The sequence below is a fragment of the Rathayibacter sp. AY1F8 genome, assembly GCF_002932165.1.
Taxonomy (GTDB): domain Bacteria; phylum Actinomycetota; class Actinomycetes; order Actinomycetales; family Microbacteriaceae; genus Rathayibacter.
Map to the genome: position 1 here is coordinate 262,196 of NZ_PSVB01000002.1, position 16,081 is coordinate 278,276.

The window sequence follows — 16,081 nt, forward strand, 5'->3', positions numbered from 1 at the left end:
GATGGAGGCGATCCCCGAACGTCTACCGGCCGCCGCCGGTCACGAAAGGTGCCCCTGTGCGCAGAACCCTCGCGATCCTCGCCGTCCTCGGCGCATCCCTGAGCCTGGCGGCCTGCACCCCCGGGGAGCCGGATGCAGCGCCGTCCGCCTCCGCGACTCCGCTCGGCTGCGCGACCGAGGGCGACGCGACCGCCGCGGTGCAGACCAGCGGCGACTTCGCCACCAAGCCGGTCACCGTGTTCCCCAGCCCGGTCAGCGTGGACGCCACCGAGCGCTCGGTCGCGATCGAGGGCACCGGCGAGGAGGTCGCCGAGGGCGACACCGTGCTGGTCGACTACACGCTCTACAACGGGACGAGCGGTGCCGAGTTCTCGGCGAGCAGCTACGCGTCCGGTGGCCGCGCGGCCTTCGAGGTCGACACCGACCAGTACCTCGCCGGCCTCGTGAAGGCCGTCAACTGCGCGACCGTCGGCTCGCGCGTCGTCGCCGTCGTTCCCCCGGCCGACGCGTTCGGCGACGCCGGGCAGAGCCAGTTCGGCATCGCCGCGACCGACTCGATCGTCATGGTGATCGACGTCGAGCAGATCGTGCCGACCGCCGCCGACGGCGAGCCGCAGCCCCCGGTCGACGGCCTGCCGACGGTGGCGCTCGCCGAGGACGGGGCGCCCACCGTCACCATCCCCTCGACCGACCCGCCCGCCGACCTGCAGCTCGCCGTCCTCAAGAAGGGGAGCGGCGCGACCGTGGCCGACGGCGACCAGCTGATCGTGCAGTACCAGGGCGTGGTCTGGGGCACCGGCGAGGTGTTCGACCAGAGCTGGGGGAAGCCCGCTCCCGCCGCCTTCGGCACCGGCGACGTGATCGAGGGCTTCAAGGAGGCCGTGGTCGGCCAGACCGTCGGCTCGCAGGTGCTGGTCACCATCCCGCCGTCGAAGGGCTACGGCGACCAGGGCAACCAGAACGCGGGGATCAGCGGGACCGACACCCTCGTCTTCGTGGTCGACATCCTCGCCATCAGCTGACCGGGAGGCGCTGGCTGCTCCGTGCCAGGATGGGCGGATGCGCAGGGTCATCATCCTCGGCTCGACCGGGTCCATCGGCACGCAGGCTCTCGACGTCATCGGCGCGAACCGCGAGCGGTTCGAGGTCGTCGGCCTCGCCGCCGGCTCGAACCGGGCGGCGGTCGCCGAGCAGGCGTCCGCGTTCGGCGTCGAGCACACGGCGTTCGGCGCGGAGGAGGCCGAGCAGCTGATCCGCTCGGTCGACGCGGACGTCGTGCTGAACGGGATTACCGGCTCGGTGGGGCTCGGCCCGACGCTCGCGGCGCTCGAGGAGGGCAGGACGCTCGCCCTCGCCAACAAGGAGTCGCTGATCGTCGGCGGCGAGCTCGTCACCTCGCTCGCCGGTCCCGGCCAGATCGTGCCGGTCGACTCCGAGCACTCCGCGATCGCCCAGGCCCTCCTCGCGGGTGAGCACCGCGAGGTCCGCCGCCTCGTGCTGACCGCGTCCGGCGGGCCGTTCCGGGGACGCGACCGCGCCTCCCTCCGCGACGTCACCCCGGCGCAGGCGCTCGCGCACCCGACCTGGGACATGGGCCTGGTCGTCACGACCAACTCCTCCACTCTGGTCAACAAGGGGCTCGAGGTGATCGAGGCGCACCTGCTCTTCGACGTGCCCTACGACCGGATCGACGTCACCGTGCATCCGCAGTCGGTGATCCACTCGATGGTCGAGTACGTCGACGGCTCGACGATCGCCCAGGCCTCGCCGCCGGACATGCGGCTCCCGATCTCGCTCGGCCTCGACTGGCCGCACCGTGTCGCCGGGGTCGGCGTCCCGCTCGACTGGACCCGCTCCCACTCCTGGACGTTCGAGCCGCTGGACGAGGAGGCGTTCCCCTCGGTCCGTCTCGCGAAGCGCGTCGGGGAGGCGGGCGCCTCCTACCCGGCCGTGTTCAACGCGGCGAACGAGCAGGCCGTCCAGGCGTTCCACGCGGGGCGGATCGGCTACCTCGACATCCTCAAGACGGTGGAGGCGGTGGTCGACGCGCACAGCGTCGACGGCACGCTGACCCGCGAGTCGCTGGCCGCGGCGGAGGAGTGGGCGCGCCGCACGGCGGACGAGCGGATCGCCGGAGTCTGACCAGGGGTCATCCGGACGGGCTCCGTCTCCGCGGATCCGTGTCGGCGGACGTCGCGCCGCTGATCCGCTCGGCCGCGGAGTTCATCGGATCCGTGCAGGCGCACCCCAGCGTGGACGGGCGGGCCCGGCCTACAGTGTGTCGGTGGAATCCGTGCTGCTCTTCGTCCTCGGCGTCGTCATCATCGCCGTCGGCGTCGCCCTCTCCATCGCCCTGCACGAGGTCGGGCACCTGCTCCCCGCCAAGCTGTTCGGGGTCAAGGTCACGCAGTACATGATCGGGTTCGGGCCGACCCTCTTCTCCCGGCGACGCGGCGAGACGGAGTACGGCGTCAAGGCGATCCCGCTCGGCGGCTACATCGCCATGATCGGCATGTACCCGCCGAAGCACCCGGGGGACCGGCCCACGGAGTCGAGCACAGGCTTCTTCAACGGCCTGGCGTCCTCCGAGGCCCAGCTCGAGGAGCCCCGGCGCGGCGCCTACGCCACGATGATCGACGAGGCCCGCGCCGCCAGCGCCGAGACGATCGGCGACGGCGAGGACCACCGCGCGTTCTACCGGCTCCCCGTGTGGAAGCGCGTGATCGTCATGGCCGGCGGCCCCTTCATGAACCTCGTGATCGCCACGGTCCTCTTCACCGTCCTCCTCTGCGGCATCGGGATCCCGCAGAGCACCAGCACCCTCGCCGCGGTCTCGCAGTGCGTGGTCCCGGAGTCGCAGCGCGCGACCGCGACCTGCACCGCCGACGACCCGCTGGCACCCGGAGCCGCGGCCGGCCTGCTGCCGGGCGACACGATCACGGCGATCGACGGCACTCCGGTGAGCACCTGGAACGACCTGACCCCGATCATCCAGCGCTCCGCGGGCGTCCCGCTCAGCGTGTCCGTCCAGCGCGACGGCGCCCCGCTGACCCTCACGATCACCCCCGCCGAGAACGAGGTCGCGGTGACCGACGCGAACGGCGCCCCCGTCACCGACGCCTCCGGTGCGATCGAGACGCAGACGGTCGGCTTCATCGGCATCTCGCCCACGTCGGCCCTCGCGCAGCAGCCGATCACCGCGGTGCCCGAGACGGTCTGGTCGAACATCACCAGCGTCGCCCACGTCATCCTCAACCTGCCGCAGCGCCTCATCGACGTCGCCCAGGCGGCGTTCGGCTCGGAGGCGCGCGACGCCAACGGCCCGATCAGCGTCGTCGGAGTGGGCCGGATCGCGGGCGAGATCGCCGCCTCCGACCAGCTCCCCGTCGTGTCCAAGGTGCAGACGATGGTCGGCGTCCTCGCCTCGCTCAACGTCGCCCTCCTCGTCTTCAACCTGGTGCCGCTGCTCCCCATGGACGGCGGCCACATCGCCGGCGCCCTCTGGGAGGGCCTGCGCCGCCGGATCGCCAAGCTCTTCGGACGCCGCGACCCCGGCCCCGTCGACATCGCCCGCCTGCTCCCGCTCACCTACGTCGTCGTCCTCGTCCTCGGCGGCATGAGCGCCCTCCTCATCTACGCCGACATCGTCAAGCCGATCACGCTGTTCTGAGTTGGATTCCACGCCGGGCCTCGCCCGGCGTGGCGCGGTCGGCTTCTCGGGGTGGGGGCGTGGGTGGAGCGGGGTGCGGACGGCTGGGGCGAATCGCTGGGACGCGATTCACCCGTTCGCCTCGCGGGTGGGAGCACGGGCCTCGCCCGGCGTGGCGCGGTCGGCTCTGCGAGGTGGGGTGTGGGTGGAGCGGGGTGCGGGCGGCTGGGGCCGGTCGCTCGGACGGGATCGGCGGTTCGGCTCGGGAGCGAGGCGACCGCGGATCGTCCTGCGGTCTCGGGCTGAGAGCAGGTGCGGTGGGCGGGTTCCGAGGCCCGCAGGAGGGGCGGCGGCTGGGAAGGTGCGGCGAGCGGACGAGGGGTACCGCGGCGCGCGTACGATGGGGCGCGTGCCAGCAGTGAATCTGGGTCTTCCCAAGGTCCCCATGACCCTCGCCCCCCGCCGCAAGTCCCGCCAGATCAAGGTGGGCAAGGTGCTCGTGGGCGGTGACGCGCAGGTCAGCGTCCAGTCGATGTGCACCACACCGACGACGAACATCAACGCGACCCTCCAGCAGATCGCCGAGCTCACCGCGTCCGGCTGCGACATCGTCCGCGTCGCGGTGCCGAGCCGCGACGACGCGGAGGCGCTGCCGATCATCGCCAAGAAGAGCCAGATCCCGGTCATCGCCGACATCCACTTCCAGCCCAACTACGTCTACGCCGCGATCGACGCCGGCTGCGCCGCGGTCCGCGTGAACCCCGGCAACATCCGCAAGTTCGACGACCAGGTCGGCAAGATCGCCGCCGCCGCGAAGGCCGCCGGCGTCTCGATCCGCATCGGCGTCAACGCCGGCTCGCTCGAGCCGAGCATCCTGCAGAAGTACGGCAAGCCCACCCCCGAGGCCCTCGTCGAGAGCGCCGTCTGGGAGGCCAGCCTCTTCGAGGAGCACGACTTCCACGACTTCAAGATCTCGGTCAAGCACAACGACCCCGTCGTCATGGTGAAGGCCTACCGCCAGCTCGCCGAGCGCGGCGACTGGCCCCTCCACCTCGGCGTCACCGAGGCCGGCCCCGAGTTCCAGGGGACGATCAAGTCCGCCACCGCCTTCGGCATCCTCCTCGGCGAGGGCATCGGCGACACCATCCGCGTGTCCCTCTCGGCCCCGCCCGCGCAGGAGGTCAAGGTCGGCCTGCAGATCCTCCAGTCGCTGAACCTCCGCGAGCGCAAGCTCGAGATCGTCTCCTGCCCCAGCTGCGGCCGCGCGCAGGTCGACGTCTACACGCTCGCCAACGACGTCACCGCCGGCCTCGAGGGCATGAGCGTCCCGCTGCGCGTCGCCGTCATGGGCTGCGTCGTCAACGGACCCGGCGAGGCCCGCGAGGCCGACCTGGGCGTCGCCTCCGGCAACGGCAAGGGCCAGATCTTCGTCAAGGGCGAGGTCATCAAGACCGTCCCCGAGGCCGAGATCGTCCAGACCCTCATCGAGGAGGCCAACCGCCTGGCCGCCGAGATGCCGGCCGACGACACCTCGACCGGAGCCCCGGTCGTCACCGTCGGCGCGAACTGACGGCGCGGGGCGGATCGACGTGGTCCGCCCCGCACTGCGCCTCGCGCTCGTGGTCGTCGCCGCCGCGCTCCTCGCCTCCGGTGTCGCCGCGCTCCGCAGCGGCCCGTCCTCCGAGGCCGGCGAGTGCATCGACAGCCGCAGCCCGCAGGACCCCTTCGGCTGCGACCGCTGGGTGCTGACCGCGGCCGAAGGGGAGACCCCGTACACGGCCTGGGTCGAGGACGCCCGCGTCCGCCTCCGCTCCGAGAGCGTCGGGGGTGCGCCGACCCTGGTCGTCGGCACCGGCTGCCTCGTGGTCAGCGCCGCCTACCGGATCGACGACGGCGTGCTGATCCCCGGCGACGAGGTGATCGGCTCCGACACCTGCTCCGACACGCCGAGCCCCGAGGCCATCCGGCTCCGGGCGCTCCTCTCCGGCCCGATGACGATCGGCGGCACCCCCGACGACGTGCTGCTGGACGGCACGGGCGGAGCGGTCGTCTTCTCGCGGATCCCCGACTGAGGCTCCCGGCGCCCTCGCGAGCCGGGGGAGCGCAGCGGATAGGATCGTCCCTCGTGGTCACCCGTCTCTCGCATCTGTTCGTCCGCACGCTCCGGGAGGATCCCGCCGACGCCGAGGTCGCGGGCCACCGCCTCCTCGTCCGCGCGGGCTACATCCGCCGTCAGGCGCCCGGCGTCTTCGCCTGGCTGCCGCTGGGACTGCGCGTCAAGCGCCGCATCGAGCGGATCATCCACGAGGAGATGGAGGCCGCCGGCGCCCAGGAGGTGCACTTCCCCGCGCTCCTGCCCCGCGAGCCCTACGAGCTCTCGGGCCGCTGGACCGAGTACGGCGACGGCGTGTTCCGCCTGAAGGACCGCAAGGACGCCGACTACATGCTGGCTCCCACGCACGAGGAGTTCTTCACGCTGCTCGTGAAGGACCTCTACTCCTCCTACAAGGACCTGCCCCTGTCGATCTACCAGATCCAGGACAAGTACCGGGACGAGGCGCGGCCCCGCGCGGGCCTCCTGCGCGGCCGCGAGTTCACGATGAAGGACGCGTACTCCTTCGACTACACCGACGCCGGCCTCGACGCGAGCTACCAGCGCCAGCGCGACGCCTACGAGCGGATCTTCGCCCGTCTGGGCCTGGAGTACGTGATCGTGCAGGCCGACGCCGGAGCGATGGGCGGCTCCCGGAGCGAGGAGTTCCTGCACCCCACCCCCGTCGGCGAGGACACCTTCGTCCGGTCGGCGGGAGGGTACGCGGCGAACGTCGAGGCGTACCGCACGCCCGTCCCCGCGGCGCTGCCCGTCGAGGGCCTGCCCGAGGCGCGCGTCTTCGACTCGCCCGACACCCCGACCATCCAGACCCTGGTCGACCTGGCGAACGCGACGCAGCCCCGCCCCGACGGCCGCGCCTGGACCGCCGCCGACACCCTGAAGAACGTCGTCCTCGCGCTCACCGCGCTCGACGGCACCCGCGAGCTCGTGATCGTCGGCCTGCCCGGCGACCGCGACGTCGACCTCAAGCGCGCCGAAGTGGCGTTCGCCCCGGCCGAGGTCGAGGCCGCCACGGCGGAGGACTTCGCGAAGCACCCCGGACTGGTCAAGGGCTACATCGGACCCTGGTCGGCCGAGGGAGCCGTCCTGGGCGAGGAGTCGGCGACCGGCGTCCGCTACCTGCTCGACCCGCGCGTGGTCGACGGCACCGCCTGGATCACCGGGGCCAACGTCTCCGGGCAGCACGTCCTCGACCTGGTCGCCGGCCGCGACTTCCACGGCGACGCCACCGTCGAGGTCGCGGACGTCCGCACCGGCGACGAGGCGCCCGACGGCTCGGGCCCGATCGAGACCGCCCGCGGCATGGAGATCGGCCACGTCTTCCAGCTCGGCCGCAAGTACGCCGACGTCCTCGGGCTGAAGGTGCTCGACGAGAACGGGAAGCTGGTCACCGTCACGATGGGCTCCTACGGCATCGGCGTGACCCGCATCCTCGCCATCATCGCCGAGGCCACCCACGACGACCGCGGACTGCTGTGGCCCGCGAACGTCGCGCCGTTCGACGTGCACGTCATCGCGACCGGCAAGGACGCGGCGGCTCTCGAGCTCGCCGAGTCGGTCGGCGCCTCCCTCGAGGCCGCCGGCCGCGACGTGCTGATCGACGACCGCCCGAAGGTCTCGCCCGGCGTCAAGTTCGGCGACGCCGAGCTGATCGGGGTGCCCGTGATCGTCATCGCGGGGCGAGGAGCGGCAGACGGGATCGTCGAGCTGTGGGACCGCCGGTCCGGCGAGCGCGAGCAGCTCCCGGTCGCCGAGGCGCTCGCCCGGCTGGGCGCCTAGACCCGACACGCCGAGGGCCCCGCCACCGCTTCCCGCGGCAGGCGGGGCCCTCCGTGCCTCGGCAGGAACCGCGGGTGGAACCCCGGGCCGCGTCGGGTACCCTTGAGGGCTGATCCGGGTGAGAGCCCGGCAGGCGAACGACCGCGGTCACCACCGCGGCATCCAAGTGAATAGAGAGAAAGGCCCGCCCGTGGACATCGACCTGAGCGTTCTGCGACTCATGGAGCGCGAGCGCGAGATCCCCTTCGAGGAACTCGTGCAGATCATCGAGCAGGCGATCCTGACCGCCTACCTCAAGCACATCGGCCAGGCCGACGACGCCGACAAGGCCACCGCCGTCGACGCGCGAGTGCACCTCGACCGCAAGACCGGTCACGTCTCGGTCTTCGTGCCCGAGCTCGACGAGGAGGGCGCCGTCGTGGGCGAGGCCGAGGACTCCCCGCGCGACTTCGGCCGCATCGCCGCCTTCGCCGCGAAGCAGGTCATCAACCAGCGCCTGCGCGACATCGCCGACGAGCACGTGCTCGGCGAGTTCAAGGGCCGCGAGGGCGACATCGTCGCCGGCGTCATCCAGCAGGGCCCCAACCCGCGGATGATCCACGTCGACCTCGGCTCCATCGAGGCGATCCTCTCGCCCGAGGAGCAGGTGCCCGGCGAGGACTACAGCCACGGACGCCGCATCCGCGTCTACGTCACGAGCGTCGGCCGCGGACCCAAGGGCCCGTCGGTCCAGGTGTCCCGCACCCACCCGTCGCTGGTGCGCAAGCTGTTCGCCCTCGAGGTCCCCGAGATCGCGTCCGGCGTGGTGGAGATCGTCTCCCTCGCCCGCGAGGCCGGCCACCGCACCAAGATCGCGGTGCGCGCGACCGAGCCCGGCGTGAACGCCAAGGGCGCCTGCATCGGCGAGCTCGGCCAGCGCGTGCGCGCGGTGACCGCCGAGCTCAACAACGAGAAGATCGACATCGTCGACTACTCCTCCGACCTGCCGACCTTCGTCGCCAGCGCGCTCTCGCCCGCCAAGGTGACCAGCGCGTTCGTGATCGACCAGAGCCTCAAGGCCGTCCGCGCGCTCGTCCCCGACTACCAGCTCTCGCTCGCCATCGGCAAGGAGGGCCAGAACGCCCGCCTCGCCGCCAAGCTGACCGGCGCGAAGATCGACATCCAGCCCGATTCGGTGATGGACGGGGAGTGATCCCCGAGCATCGGCCGTGCGGGGGAGCGGTCCCGGAGGGGAGGGAGTAGAGTGGAAGCCGTCAGAACGTGCGTCGGCTGCCGTCTGCGCGCCCCCCGGGCCTCTCTTCTGAGGCTGGTCCTCCACTCGAACGTCCTCGCGGTAGACCCGCGTGCCGTCCGTCCTGGTCGGGGAGCGTGGCTCCACGACACAGCCGACTGCTACGAGCTCGCGGTCAAGCGCCGCGCGTTCGGAAGAGCGTTCCGGACACGCGAGAGCGTGGACGCGAGCGAGCTGGAGCAGTACATCGCACGATCCGACCGGCTCGGCCCCTCGACCGGAGGGGCCGGAGCAGCGCACGATCACACCATAGAGAACAGGCAGAACGGCCCGTGAACTGATCATGAGCGAAGACTGATGAGCGGCTCGAAATGAGACCCGTCCGTTCGTGACGCCTGCCCCCGTCTTGGGTGCAGGCCCAAGACAGGAGAGAAGTGGCAAAACCACGCGTACACGAGATCGCATCCGAACTGGGTGTCGATAGCAAGGTCGCACTTGCGAAGTTGAAGGAGCTCGGCGAGTTCGTCAAGGGCCCGTCCTCGAGCATCGAACCCCCGGTGGCGCGCAAGCTCCGCCAGGCCCTCCAGGGCCAGGGCGGTTCCTCCGCGGGAGCGTCGGCGACCCCGGCCGCCCCCGCCGCCGGCGCCCGTCCCGGGGCCCCGCGCCCCTCCGGCGCGCGTCCGTCCGCGCCCACGCCCGGACCGGCCAAGCCGCCCGCTCCGGCGCCGGCACCGCCGATGTCGGTCGCCGAGCGCCAGGCCCAGGCTCAGGCCGCCCAGGAGGCCGCGGCCGCTCAGCGCGCTCAGGCAGCCAAGGACGCGCCCGCCGAGGCCGCCGCTCCGGCTCCGACCGAGGCCCCCGCGGCTCCGGCCGCCGCCGAGAAGCCGGCGTCCGGCGCGACCCCCGGCGGACCCAAGCCCGTGACCCCGCGTCCGGCTCCCGCCGCGAACACCCCGCGCCCCGGCGGCGCCTCGGGCGGCTCCAACCGCCCCGGCGGCACCCCGCGCCCGGGCAACAACCCGTTCGCCAGCAACCAGGGCATGGGACAGCGTCCCGCCGCCCCGCGCCCCGGCAACAACCCCTTCGCCAGCTCGCAGGGCATGGGATCGCGTCCGACCCCGGGCAACATCCCCCGCCCGGCTGCTCCGCGCCCCGGCGCGCCCCGACCCGGCGGACCCGGCATGGGCCAGCGCCCCGCCGGCTTCGGCCAGCGTCCCGGCGGACCCGGCGGCGGAGCAGGACGTCCCGGCGGTGCCGGTCGTCCGGCCGGCGGCGGCTTCCAGCGCCCCGGCGGCGCTCCCGGTGCCGGTGGCGGCTTCGCCCCGCGTCCCGGTGGCGGCGGCGGTCGCGGTCGCGGTCCCGGCGGTGGAACCGCAGGAGCCTTCGGTCGCGGCGGCGGCAAGAGCAAGGCCCGGAAGTCCAAGCGCACGAAGCGTCAGGAGTTCGAGCTCAGGGAGGCCCCGTCGCTCGGCGGCGTCAGCGTCCCCCGCGGCGACGGCAGGACGGTCATCCGTCTGCGCCGCGGCGCGTCGATCTCGGACTTCGCCGACAAGATCGAGGCCATGACCGGCGTGCCGGTGCCCCCCGGCAACCTGGTCACCGTCCTCTTCGCCCTCGGCGAGATGGCGACGGCGACCGAGTCGCTCGACGAGGCCACCTTCGAGGTGCTCGGCTCCGAGCTCGGCTTCAAGATCCAGGTCGTCTCGCCCGAGGACGAGGACAAGGAGCTCCTCGAGGGCTTCGGTCTCGACCTCGAGCAGGAGCTCGACGACGAGACGGACGAGGACCTCGAGATCCGTCCGCCGGTCGTCACCGTCATGGGTCACGTCGACCACGGAAAGACGCGCCTGCTCGACGCGATCCGCAACGCCAACGTCGTCGCCGGCGAGGCGGGCGGCATCACGCAGCACATCGGTGCGTACCAGGTCGTCGCGGAGCACGAGGGCATCGAGCGCCCGATCACCTTCATCGACACCCCGGGTCACGAGGCGTTCACCGCCATGCGAGCCCGCGGTGCCCAGGTCACGGACATCGCGATCCTCGTGGTCGCGGCGGACGACGGCATCATGCCGCAGACCATCGAGGCGCTGAACCACGCCCAGGCGGCCAACGTGCCGATCGTGGTCGCGGTGAACAAGGTGGACAAGCCCGACGCCAACCCGGCCAAGGTGCGCCAGCAGCTCACCGAGTTCGGGCTCGTCGCCGAGGAGTACGGCGGAGACGTCATGTTCGTCGACGTGTCGGCTCGCGCGGGCACCGGCATCCAGGACCTCCTGGACGCCGTGCTGCTCACCGCGGACGCCGGTCTCGACCTGCGCGCCAACCCCAACAAGGAGGCGCGCGGAGTCGCGATCGAGGCGAAGCTCGACAAGGGACGCGGTGCGGTCGCGACCGTGCTCATCCAGTCGGGAACGCTGCGCGTCGGAGACGCGATCGTCGCCGGAACGGCCTACGGCCGCGTCCGTGCGATGGCGGACGAGAACGGCAACGCCGTCCTCGAAGCCGTGCCGTCGCGTCCGGTGCAGGTGCAGGGACTCTCGTCCGTGCCCCGCGCCGGCGACACCTTCCTCGTCACCGAGGAGGACCGCACGGCCCGTCAGATCGCCGAGAAGCGCGAAGCCGCTCAGCGCAACGCCCTGCTGGCCAAGGCCCGCAAGCGCATCTCGCTCGAGGACTTCACCCGTGCTCTCGAGGAGGGCAAGGTCGAGTCGCTCAACCTCATCATCAAGGGCGACGTGTCCGGTGCCGTCGAGGCGCTGGAGGAGTCGCTCGTCAAGATCGAGGTCGACGACTCGGTGCAGCTGCGCATCATCCACCGCGGTGTCGGTGCGATCACGGAGTCGGACGTCAACCTCGCGACGATCGACAACGCGATCATCGTGGGCTTCAACGTCCGCCCCGACCCGAAGGCCCGCGAGCGCGCTGCTCGAGAAGGAGTGGACATCCGCTTCTACTCGGTCATCTACAACGCGATCGAAGAGGTCGAGAACTCGCTCACGGGCATGCTCAAGCCCGAGTTCGAGGAGGTCCAGTCCGGTGTCGCCGAGATCCGCGAGGTGTTCCGCTCCTCCAAGTTCGGCAACATCGCGGGTGTCATCGTCCGCTCCGGCACGATCACCCGCAACTCGAAGGCGCGCGTCATCCGTGACGGCGTCGTGGTCGGGGACAACCTGGCCATCGAGTCGCTGCGTCGCTTCAAGGACGACGTCACGGAGGTCCGTACGGACTACGAGGCCGGTATCGGACTCGGAAAGTACAACGACATCCAGATCGGCGACGAGATCGAGACGATCGAGATGAAGGAGAAGCCGCGAGGCTGATCCGCTCCACTGGAAGGCCCGGGTCCGCCCGGGCCTTCCGGCGTCTCACGGCGCTGTTCGTGCGGAATCGGGAGGGGACTCTCGTCCTCTCGCGCCCTGCGGGAGGAATCGGGGGCCGCCCGTGTCCCGGAGGTGCGCACCCTCCAGCGTGCGCTTCCGCACCTCCGGGCGTGGGAGGCCGGCCCCGATCAGACGTTCTTGCAGCGGTGACTGCGCCCGCTGAGCGAGCAGCGAGCCTGCGGGCGACGTCCGGCTCCCGATCCAGCACCTGAGCCTTCCCGCCCCCCCCGATCCCCGAGGATCAGGGAGCCGCGAGGAGGCACCCCACCCGCGCCGTCGCAGACGCGCCCCACCCGCGCCGTCGCAGACGCGCGGTCGAGGGGCATCACGCCCCAGAAGCAAGGCCCCCTCGGACGCGACCGGTCGTCCGGGCGGAGAGTGGTTGAATGGCGAGCTGAACGGTTCGCCGAGAGAGATGTGAGGACCAGCCATGGCAGATCCGGCCCGGGCGAGGAAGCTCGCCGAACGTATCCAGGTGATCGTCGCGAAGCGGCTCGAGCGCGGTCTCCGCGACCCGCGCCTCGGCTTCGTCACCATCACCGATGTCCAGGTGACCGGCGACCTGCAGCACGCCTCGGTGTTCTACACGGTCTACGGCACCGATGAGGAGCGCGCCGATTCGGCCGCGGCCCTCAAGGCCGCCACCGGCATGCTCCGCACCGAGGTGGGCAGGAACATCACGTCCCGGCTCACGCCGTCGCTCGAGTTCATCCTCGACGCGGTGCCCGAGAACGCGAAGCACATCGAGGATCTGCTCGCCGCCGCGCGCAGCCAGGACTCGCAGGTGCAGTCGCTCGCCGCTCAGGCGGACTACGCCGGCGACGCCGACCCCTATGTGAAGCCCCGCGAGGACGACGAGGACTAGGCGCCGAGCCCGAACACCGCGGAGCCCGTGGCGACGTCGACCGATTCCAGGACGACGACGACACGGGCTCCCGGCGTGAGCGGGGCCGGGACGTCGACGGTGATCTCCGGGTCGAGCAGCTGGACCGAGGAGCGGGTGCGCGCCGAGGAGACGACGATCCCGCTGAAGGAGGCTCCTTCGCGGCCGCGGAGGACGGCGGCCTCGACGATCGCGGTCGCCGCACGGGAGGCGGCTCCGGCCCGGCGGTCGCTCGCGGCGAGGAGCGGCGGGAGCAGGGGCAGCGCCTCGCGCAGCTGCGACGGGATCGTTCCGCCGCGGGACACCGCGAGGCAGACGGCGAGGCCGAACCGGTCGACCAGGCGCCGCAGCGGCGCGGTGACGTGCGCGTACGGCGCGGCGAGAGCCGCCTGCTCGGGATGCTCCGGCGGGGCGCCGTCGAAGGCGGTGTAGCCGGCGCCGCGGAACAGGCTCGCCGCGGCGTACATGATGGCGAGCTGGGCGGGGTCGGCGGTGTCGAGGCGGCGCAGGTAGGCGCCGTAGGCCTCCTCCTCGGGCCACGGGACGCCGAGCGCCGCGGCTCGGGAGCGGAAGGCCGCGACGGTGGCGGGGTCGGCCTCGGGCATGGTCCGGAGGATGCCCACCCCCGCGTCGAGCATCATCGTCGCCGCCGCCATACCGGTCAGCAGCGAGACCTGGGCGTTCCAGCCCTCGACGGCCAGGGGAGCGCGGCGCTCGACCCGGTAGCCGCCGTCGGCGGCGACGATCTCCTCCTCGGGCAGCGTCAGGCTCGCTCCTCCACGCTCGGCCTCGCGCGCCAGGCGCTCGCGTCCGAACCAGGGGAGCAGGGCGAGGGAGGGGTGCGGATCGCCCGCGTCGACGCTGCGCTGCACGCCCTCGTAGTCGAGCCGGGCCACGCTGCGGACGAGCGCCCGCTCGAGGTGCACCGAGCGCGGCTCCGCCCGCTCGTCGAGGGTCAGCGTCCAGACCAGCGCTCGGCGCGTCTCGTCCGGCAGGAGCGACGCGGTCCCCTCGGAGAGGACCGCGGGGTGCAGCGGGACGCGGCCGTCCGGGAGGTAGTAGGTCTGGCCGCGGCGGCGCGTCTCGGCGTCGAGCGCTCCGCCGGTGCGGACGACCGCGGGCACGTCCGCGATGGCGTAGCGGAGGACGACGCCCTCCGACGTGCGCTCCAGGTGGAGGGCCTGGTCCAGGTCGAGCGAGCCGGGCGGGTCGATCGTCACGAAGGGGAGGTCCGTCCGGTCGACGCGGTCCTCGTCGTCCGCTCCGGCGTCCGCGTGCTCGGCCTCGGCCAGCGCGGCCGGCGGGAACGGGCCGGGCAGGTCGTTCTCGACGCGGACCGCGGCGAGGGCGCGCTGGACGTCCAGGGCGAGGTCGACGTCGAGGGCGCGCTCGACGGCGGCGTCGGGGCGGGGGAGGCGGAGGCGGCGACCGGTCACGGCGCCGACCCTACCCGCCTCCTCCGACGCGGACGGCGGTCGACGGGCCCTCAGGAGCCGGGGAGGAGGTAGCCGTCCTCCGGGCCGCCCGTCGCCAGGCCGTCGGCGAGGAGCCCGGCCAGGGCGCGACCGCGCTGGTCGGCGTCCGGCCAGAGAGACTCCACCTCGGCCGCGGTGACCGGGCCGTGCGCGGCGCGCAGCTCGGCGAGGATGAAGCCGCGGACCTGGCGGTCCGAGCCCTCGAACCGCTTCTGCTTCGCCTTCACGGGCCCGGTGTGCTCAGGGTACCCCTCCGCCCGCCAGCGGCAGAGGTCGCGGATCGGGCACTCGTCGCAGCGCGGAGCGCGGGCGGTGCAGACGATCGCCCCCAGCTCCATCGCGCCCGCGTTGAAGGCCGCCGCCTCGGAGAGCGACTCGGGCAGCAGCGCCGACATCGCGGCGAGGTCGGCCCTCGCGCGGGGCGGGCCGGGCTCCGCCGCTCCGTCGACCGCGCGCGCGAGGACCCGGCGGACGTTGGTGTCGACCACGGGGTGCCGCCTCCCGTAGGCGAACACGGCGATGGCGCGGGCGGTGTAGTCGCCGATGCCGGGCAGCGCGAGGAGGGTCTCGACGTCGTCGGGGACCACGTCGCCGTGCTCCTCGGCGATCGCCACGGCGCAGGCGTGCAGGCGCAGGGCCCGCCGCGGGTAGCCCAGGGACTGCCAGGCGCGCACCGCCTCGCCGGGCGGGACGGCGGCGAGCGCGGAGGGTGTCGGCCAGCGCTCCAGCCACTCCGCCAGACGCGGGACGACGCGGACCACCGGGGTCTGCTGCAGCATGAACTCGCTGACGAGCGTGCCCCAGGCGGGGAAGCCCTCGCGGCGCCACGGCAGGTCGCGGGCGCTCGTGCGGAACCAGGCGGTGATCGCGTCGGCGAGAGGGTCGGAGGGCATCAGCCCACACTAGGCGGCGGCGCGTATCGTGGGCGGATGACCAGGTGGGCTCCGCAGAAGGCCGATGTGCTCGACGCTCTCGCGGCGGAGGTGCTGCACAACTACGGGCGCGGACGGGTCAAGGTCGGGATCGACGGCGACGACCCCGCGGTGAGCGCGGCGTTCGCGGTCGACCTCGCGGAGGCGCTCCGCCGGGCCGGCAAGGACGCGATCGTCGCGCACCTCGCCGACTTCCGACGTCCCCGCGCCGATCGGGACGACCCCGCCGTGCCCGACGAGCAGCGCTCCTACGCGGCCGGGTACGACTACGAGCTCCTGCGCCGCGTGCTGCTCGATCCGTTCACCCTCGGCGGCAGCACCGGGTTCGTGCTCGCGGGCTTCGACGCAGTGCGCGACGAGGCGCGGCAGGCGCGCTGGCGGACCGCCGGCCGCGACGCGGTGCTGCTCGTCGACGGCGAGTTCGCCCTCCGGCCGGAGCTGCGCGGCGCGTGGAGCACCAGCATCCGCCTCGACACGCAGGAGCCACCGGTGGACGCGGCGTACCGCGCCACGACGGACCCGCGCCGGCCGGCGGGGATCCTCGTCGACATCCGCGATCCGGAGCAGCCCCGGCGCCTCTTCGCCGACTCCTGCTGAGCCTCGGGACGGAGGCCGCCGCCGCGGGCGGCGTCCGTCCGA

At 72.8% G+C, this 16,081-nt stretch carries 13 protein-coding genes; 11 read left to right on the plus strand and 2 right to left on the minus strand.

The genetic code is table 11. The annotated features are described in order from the left end of the window. Positions 1-56 precede the first annotated feature (56 nt). From C5C35_RS02815 to rbfA, 10 genes are all read left to right on the plus strand, one after another. Positions 57-1,022 carry an FKBP-type peptidyl-prolyl cis-trans isomerase gene (locus tag C5C35_RS02815; protein WP_181134069.1) on the plus strand — a complete coding sequence of 322 codons (966 nt, stop codon included), beginning with the start codon at positions 57-59 and terminating at the stop codon, positions 1,020-1,022. Between the two features lie 37 nt (positions 1,023-1,059). Beyond that, on the plus strand, positions 1,060-2,142 hold the full coding sequence (gene dxr, locus C5C35_RS02820) for a 1-deoxy-D-xylulose-5-phosphate reductoisomerase (protein ID WP_104262506.1): 1,083 nt from the start codon (positions 1,060-1,062) through the stop codon (positions 2,140-2,142). Positions 2,143-2,284: 142 nt separating this feature from the next. Beyond that, complete coding sequence (locus tag C5C35_RS02825; protein WP_258061194.1) at positions 2,285-3,670, plus strand: RIP metalloprotease; 1,386 nt, start codon at positions 2,285-2,287, stop codon at positions 3,668-3,670. A gap of 388 nt (positions 3,671-4,058) precedes the next feature. Then, the gene (ispG, locus tag C5C35_RS02830) at positions 4,059-5,219 is read left to right on the plus strand and encodes a flavodoxin-dependent (E)-4-hydroxy-3-methylbut-2-enyl-diphosphate synthase (RefSeq protein WP_173244694.1); all 1,161 of its coding nucleotides are present in this window, start codon (positions 4,059-4,061) and stop codon (positions 5,217-5,219) included. Between the two features lie 19 nt (positions 5,220-5,238). After that, a complete protein-coding gene (locus C5C35_RS02835) occupies positions 5,239-5,721 on the plus strand; it encodes a hypothetical protein (RefSeq protein ID WP_104262507.1) in 483 nt (160 codons plus the stop codon). A 53-nt stretch (positions 5,722-5,774) separates the two neighbouring features. Further along, a complete protein-coding gene (locus C5C35_RS02840; protein ID WP_104225179.1) occupies positions 5,775-7,541 on the plus strand; it encodes a proline--tRNA ligase in 1,767 nt (588 codons plus the stop codon). Positions 7,542-7,731: 190 nt separating this feature from the next. After that, complete coding sequence (gene nusA / locus C5C35_RS02845; RefSeq protein ID WP_104225180.1) at positions 7,732-8,733, plus strand: transcription termination factor NusA; 1,002 nt, start codon at positions 7,732-7,734, stop codon at positions 8,731-8,733. 51 nt (positions 8,734-8,784) lie between these two features. After that, on the plus strand, positions 8,785-9,108 hold the full coding sequence (locus C5C35_RS02850) for a YlxR family protein (RefSeq protein WP_104225593.1): 324 nt from the start codon (positions 8,785-8,787) through the stop codon (positions 9,106-9,108). Positions 9,109-9,206: 98 nt separating this feature from the next. Then, the gene (infB, locus tag C5C35_RS02855) at positions 9,207-12,092 is read left to right on the plus strand and encodes a translation initiation factor IF-2 (RefSeq protein WP_104246572.1); all 2,886 of its coding nucleotides are present in this window, start codon (positions 9,207-9,209) and stop codon (positions 12,090-12,092) included. A gap of 490 nt (positions 12,093-12,582) precedes the next feature. Then, positions 12,583-13,017: a 30S ribosome-binding factor RbfA gene (gene rbfA / locus C5C35_RS02860; protein ID WP_104246571.1), complete on the plus strand. Its 435-nt coding sequence runs from the start codon at positions 12,583-12,585 to the stop codon at positions 13,015-13,017. Here the strand turns inward: rbfA and C5C35_RS02865 are convergent. Both C5C35_RS02865 and C5C35_RS02870 read right to left on the minus strand, forming a co-directional pair. After that, positions 13,014-14,471, minus strand: coding sequence for a ribonuclease catalytic domain-containing protein (locus tag C5C35_RS02865; RefSeq protein ID WP_258066304.1), 1,458 nt, complete (start codon positions 14,469-14,471; stop codon positions 13,014-13,016). The two genes, rbfA and C5C35_RS02865, sit on opposite strands and share 4 nt — an antisense overlap. Before the next feature lie 50 nt (positions 14,472-14,521). After that, entirely contained in the window at positions 14,522-15,403 is an 882-nt protein-coding gene (locus tag C5C35_RS02870; protein ID WP_104262508.1) for an A/G-specific adenine glycosylase, read from the minus strand. A 36-nt stretch (positions 15,404-15,439) separates the two neighbouring features. Between C5C35_RS02870 and C5C35_RS02875 the strand changes: the two genes are divergently transcribed. Next, complete coding sequence (locus C5C35_RS02875; protein ID WP_146084557.1) at positions 15,440-16,039, plus strand: hypothetical protein; 600 nt, start codon at positions 15,440-15,442, stop codon at positions 16,037-16,039. Positions 16,040-16,081: the final 42 nt, after the last annotated feature.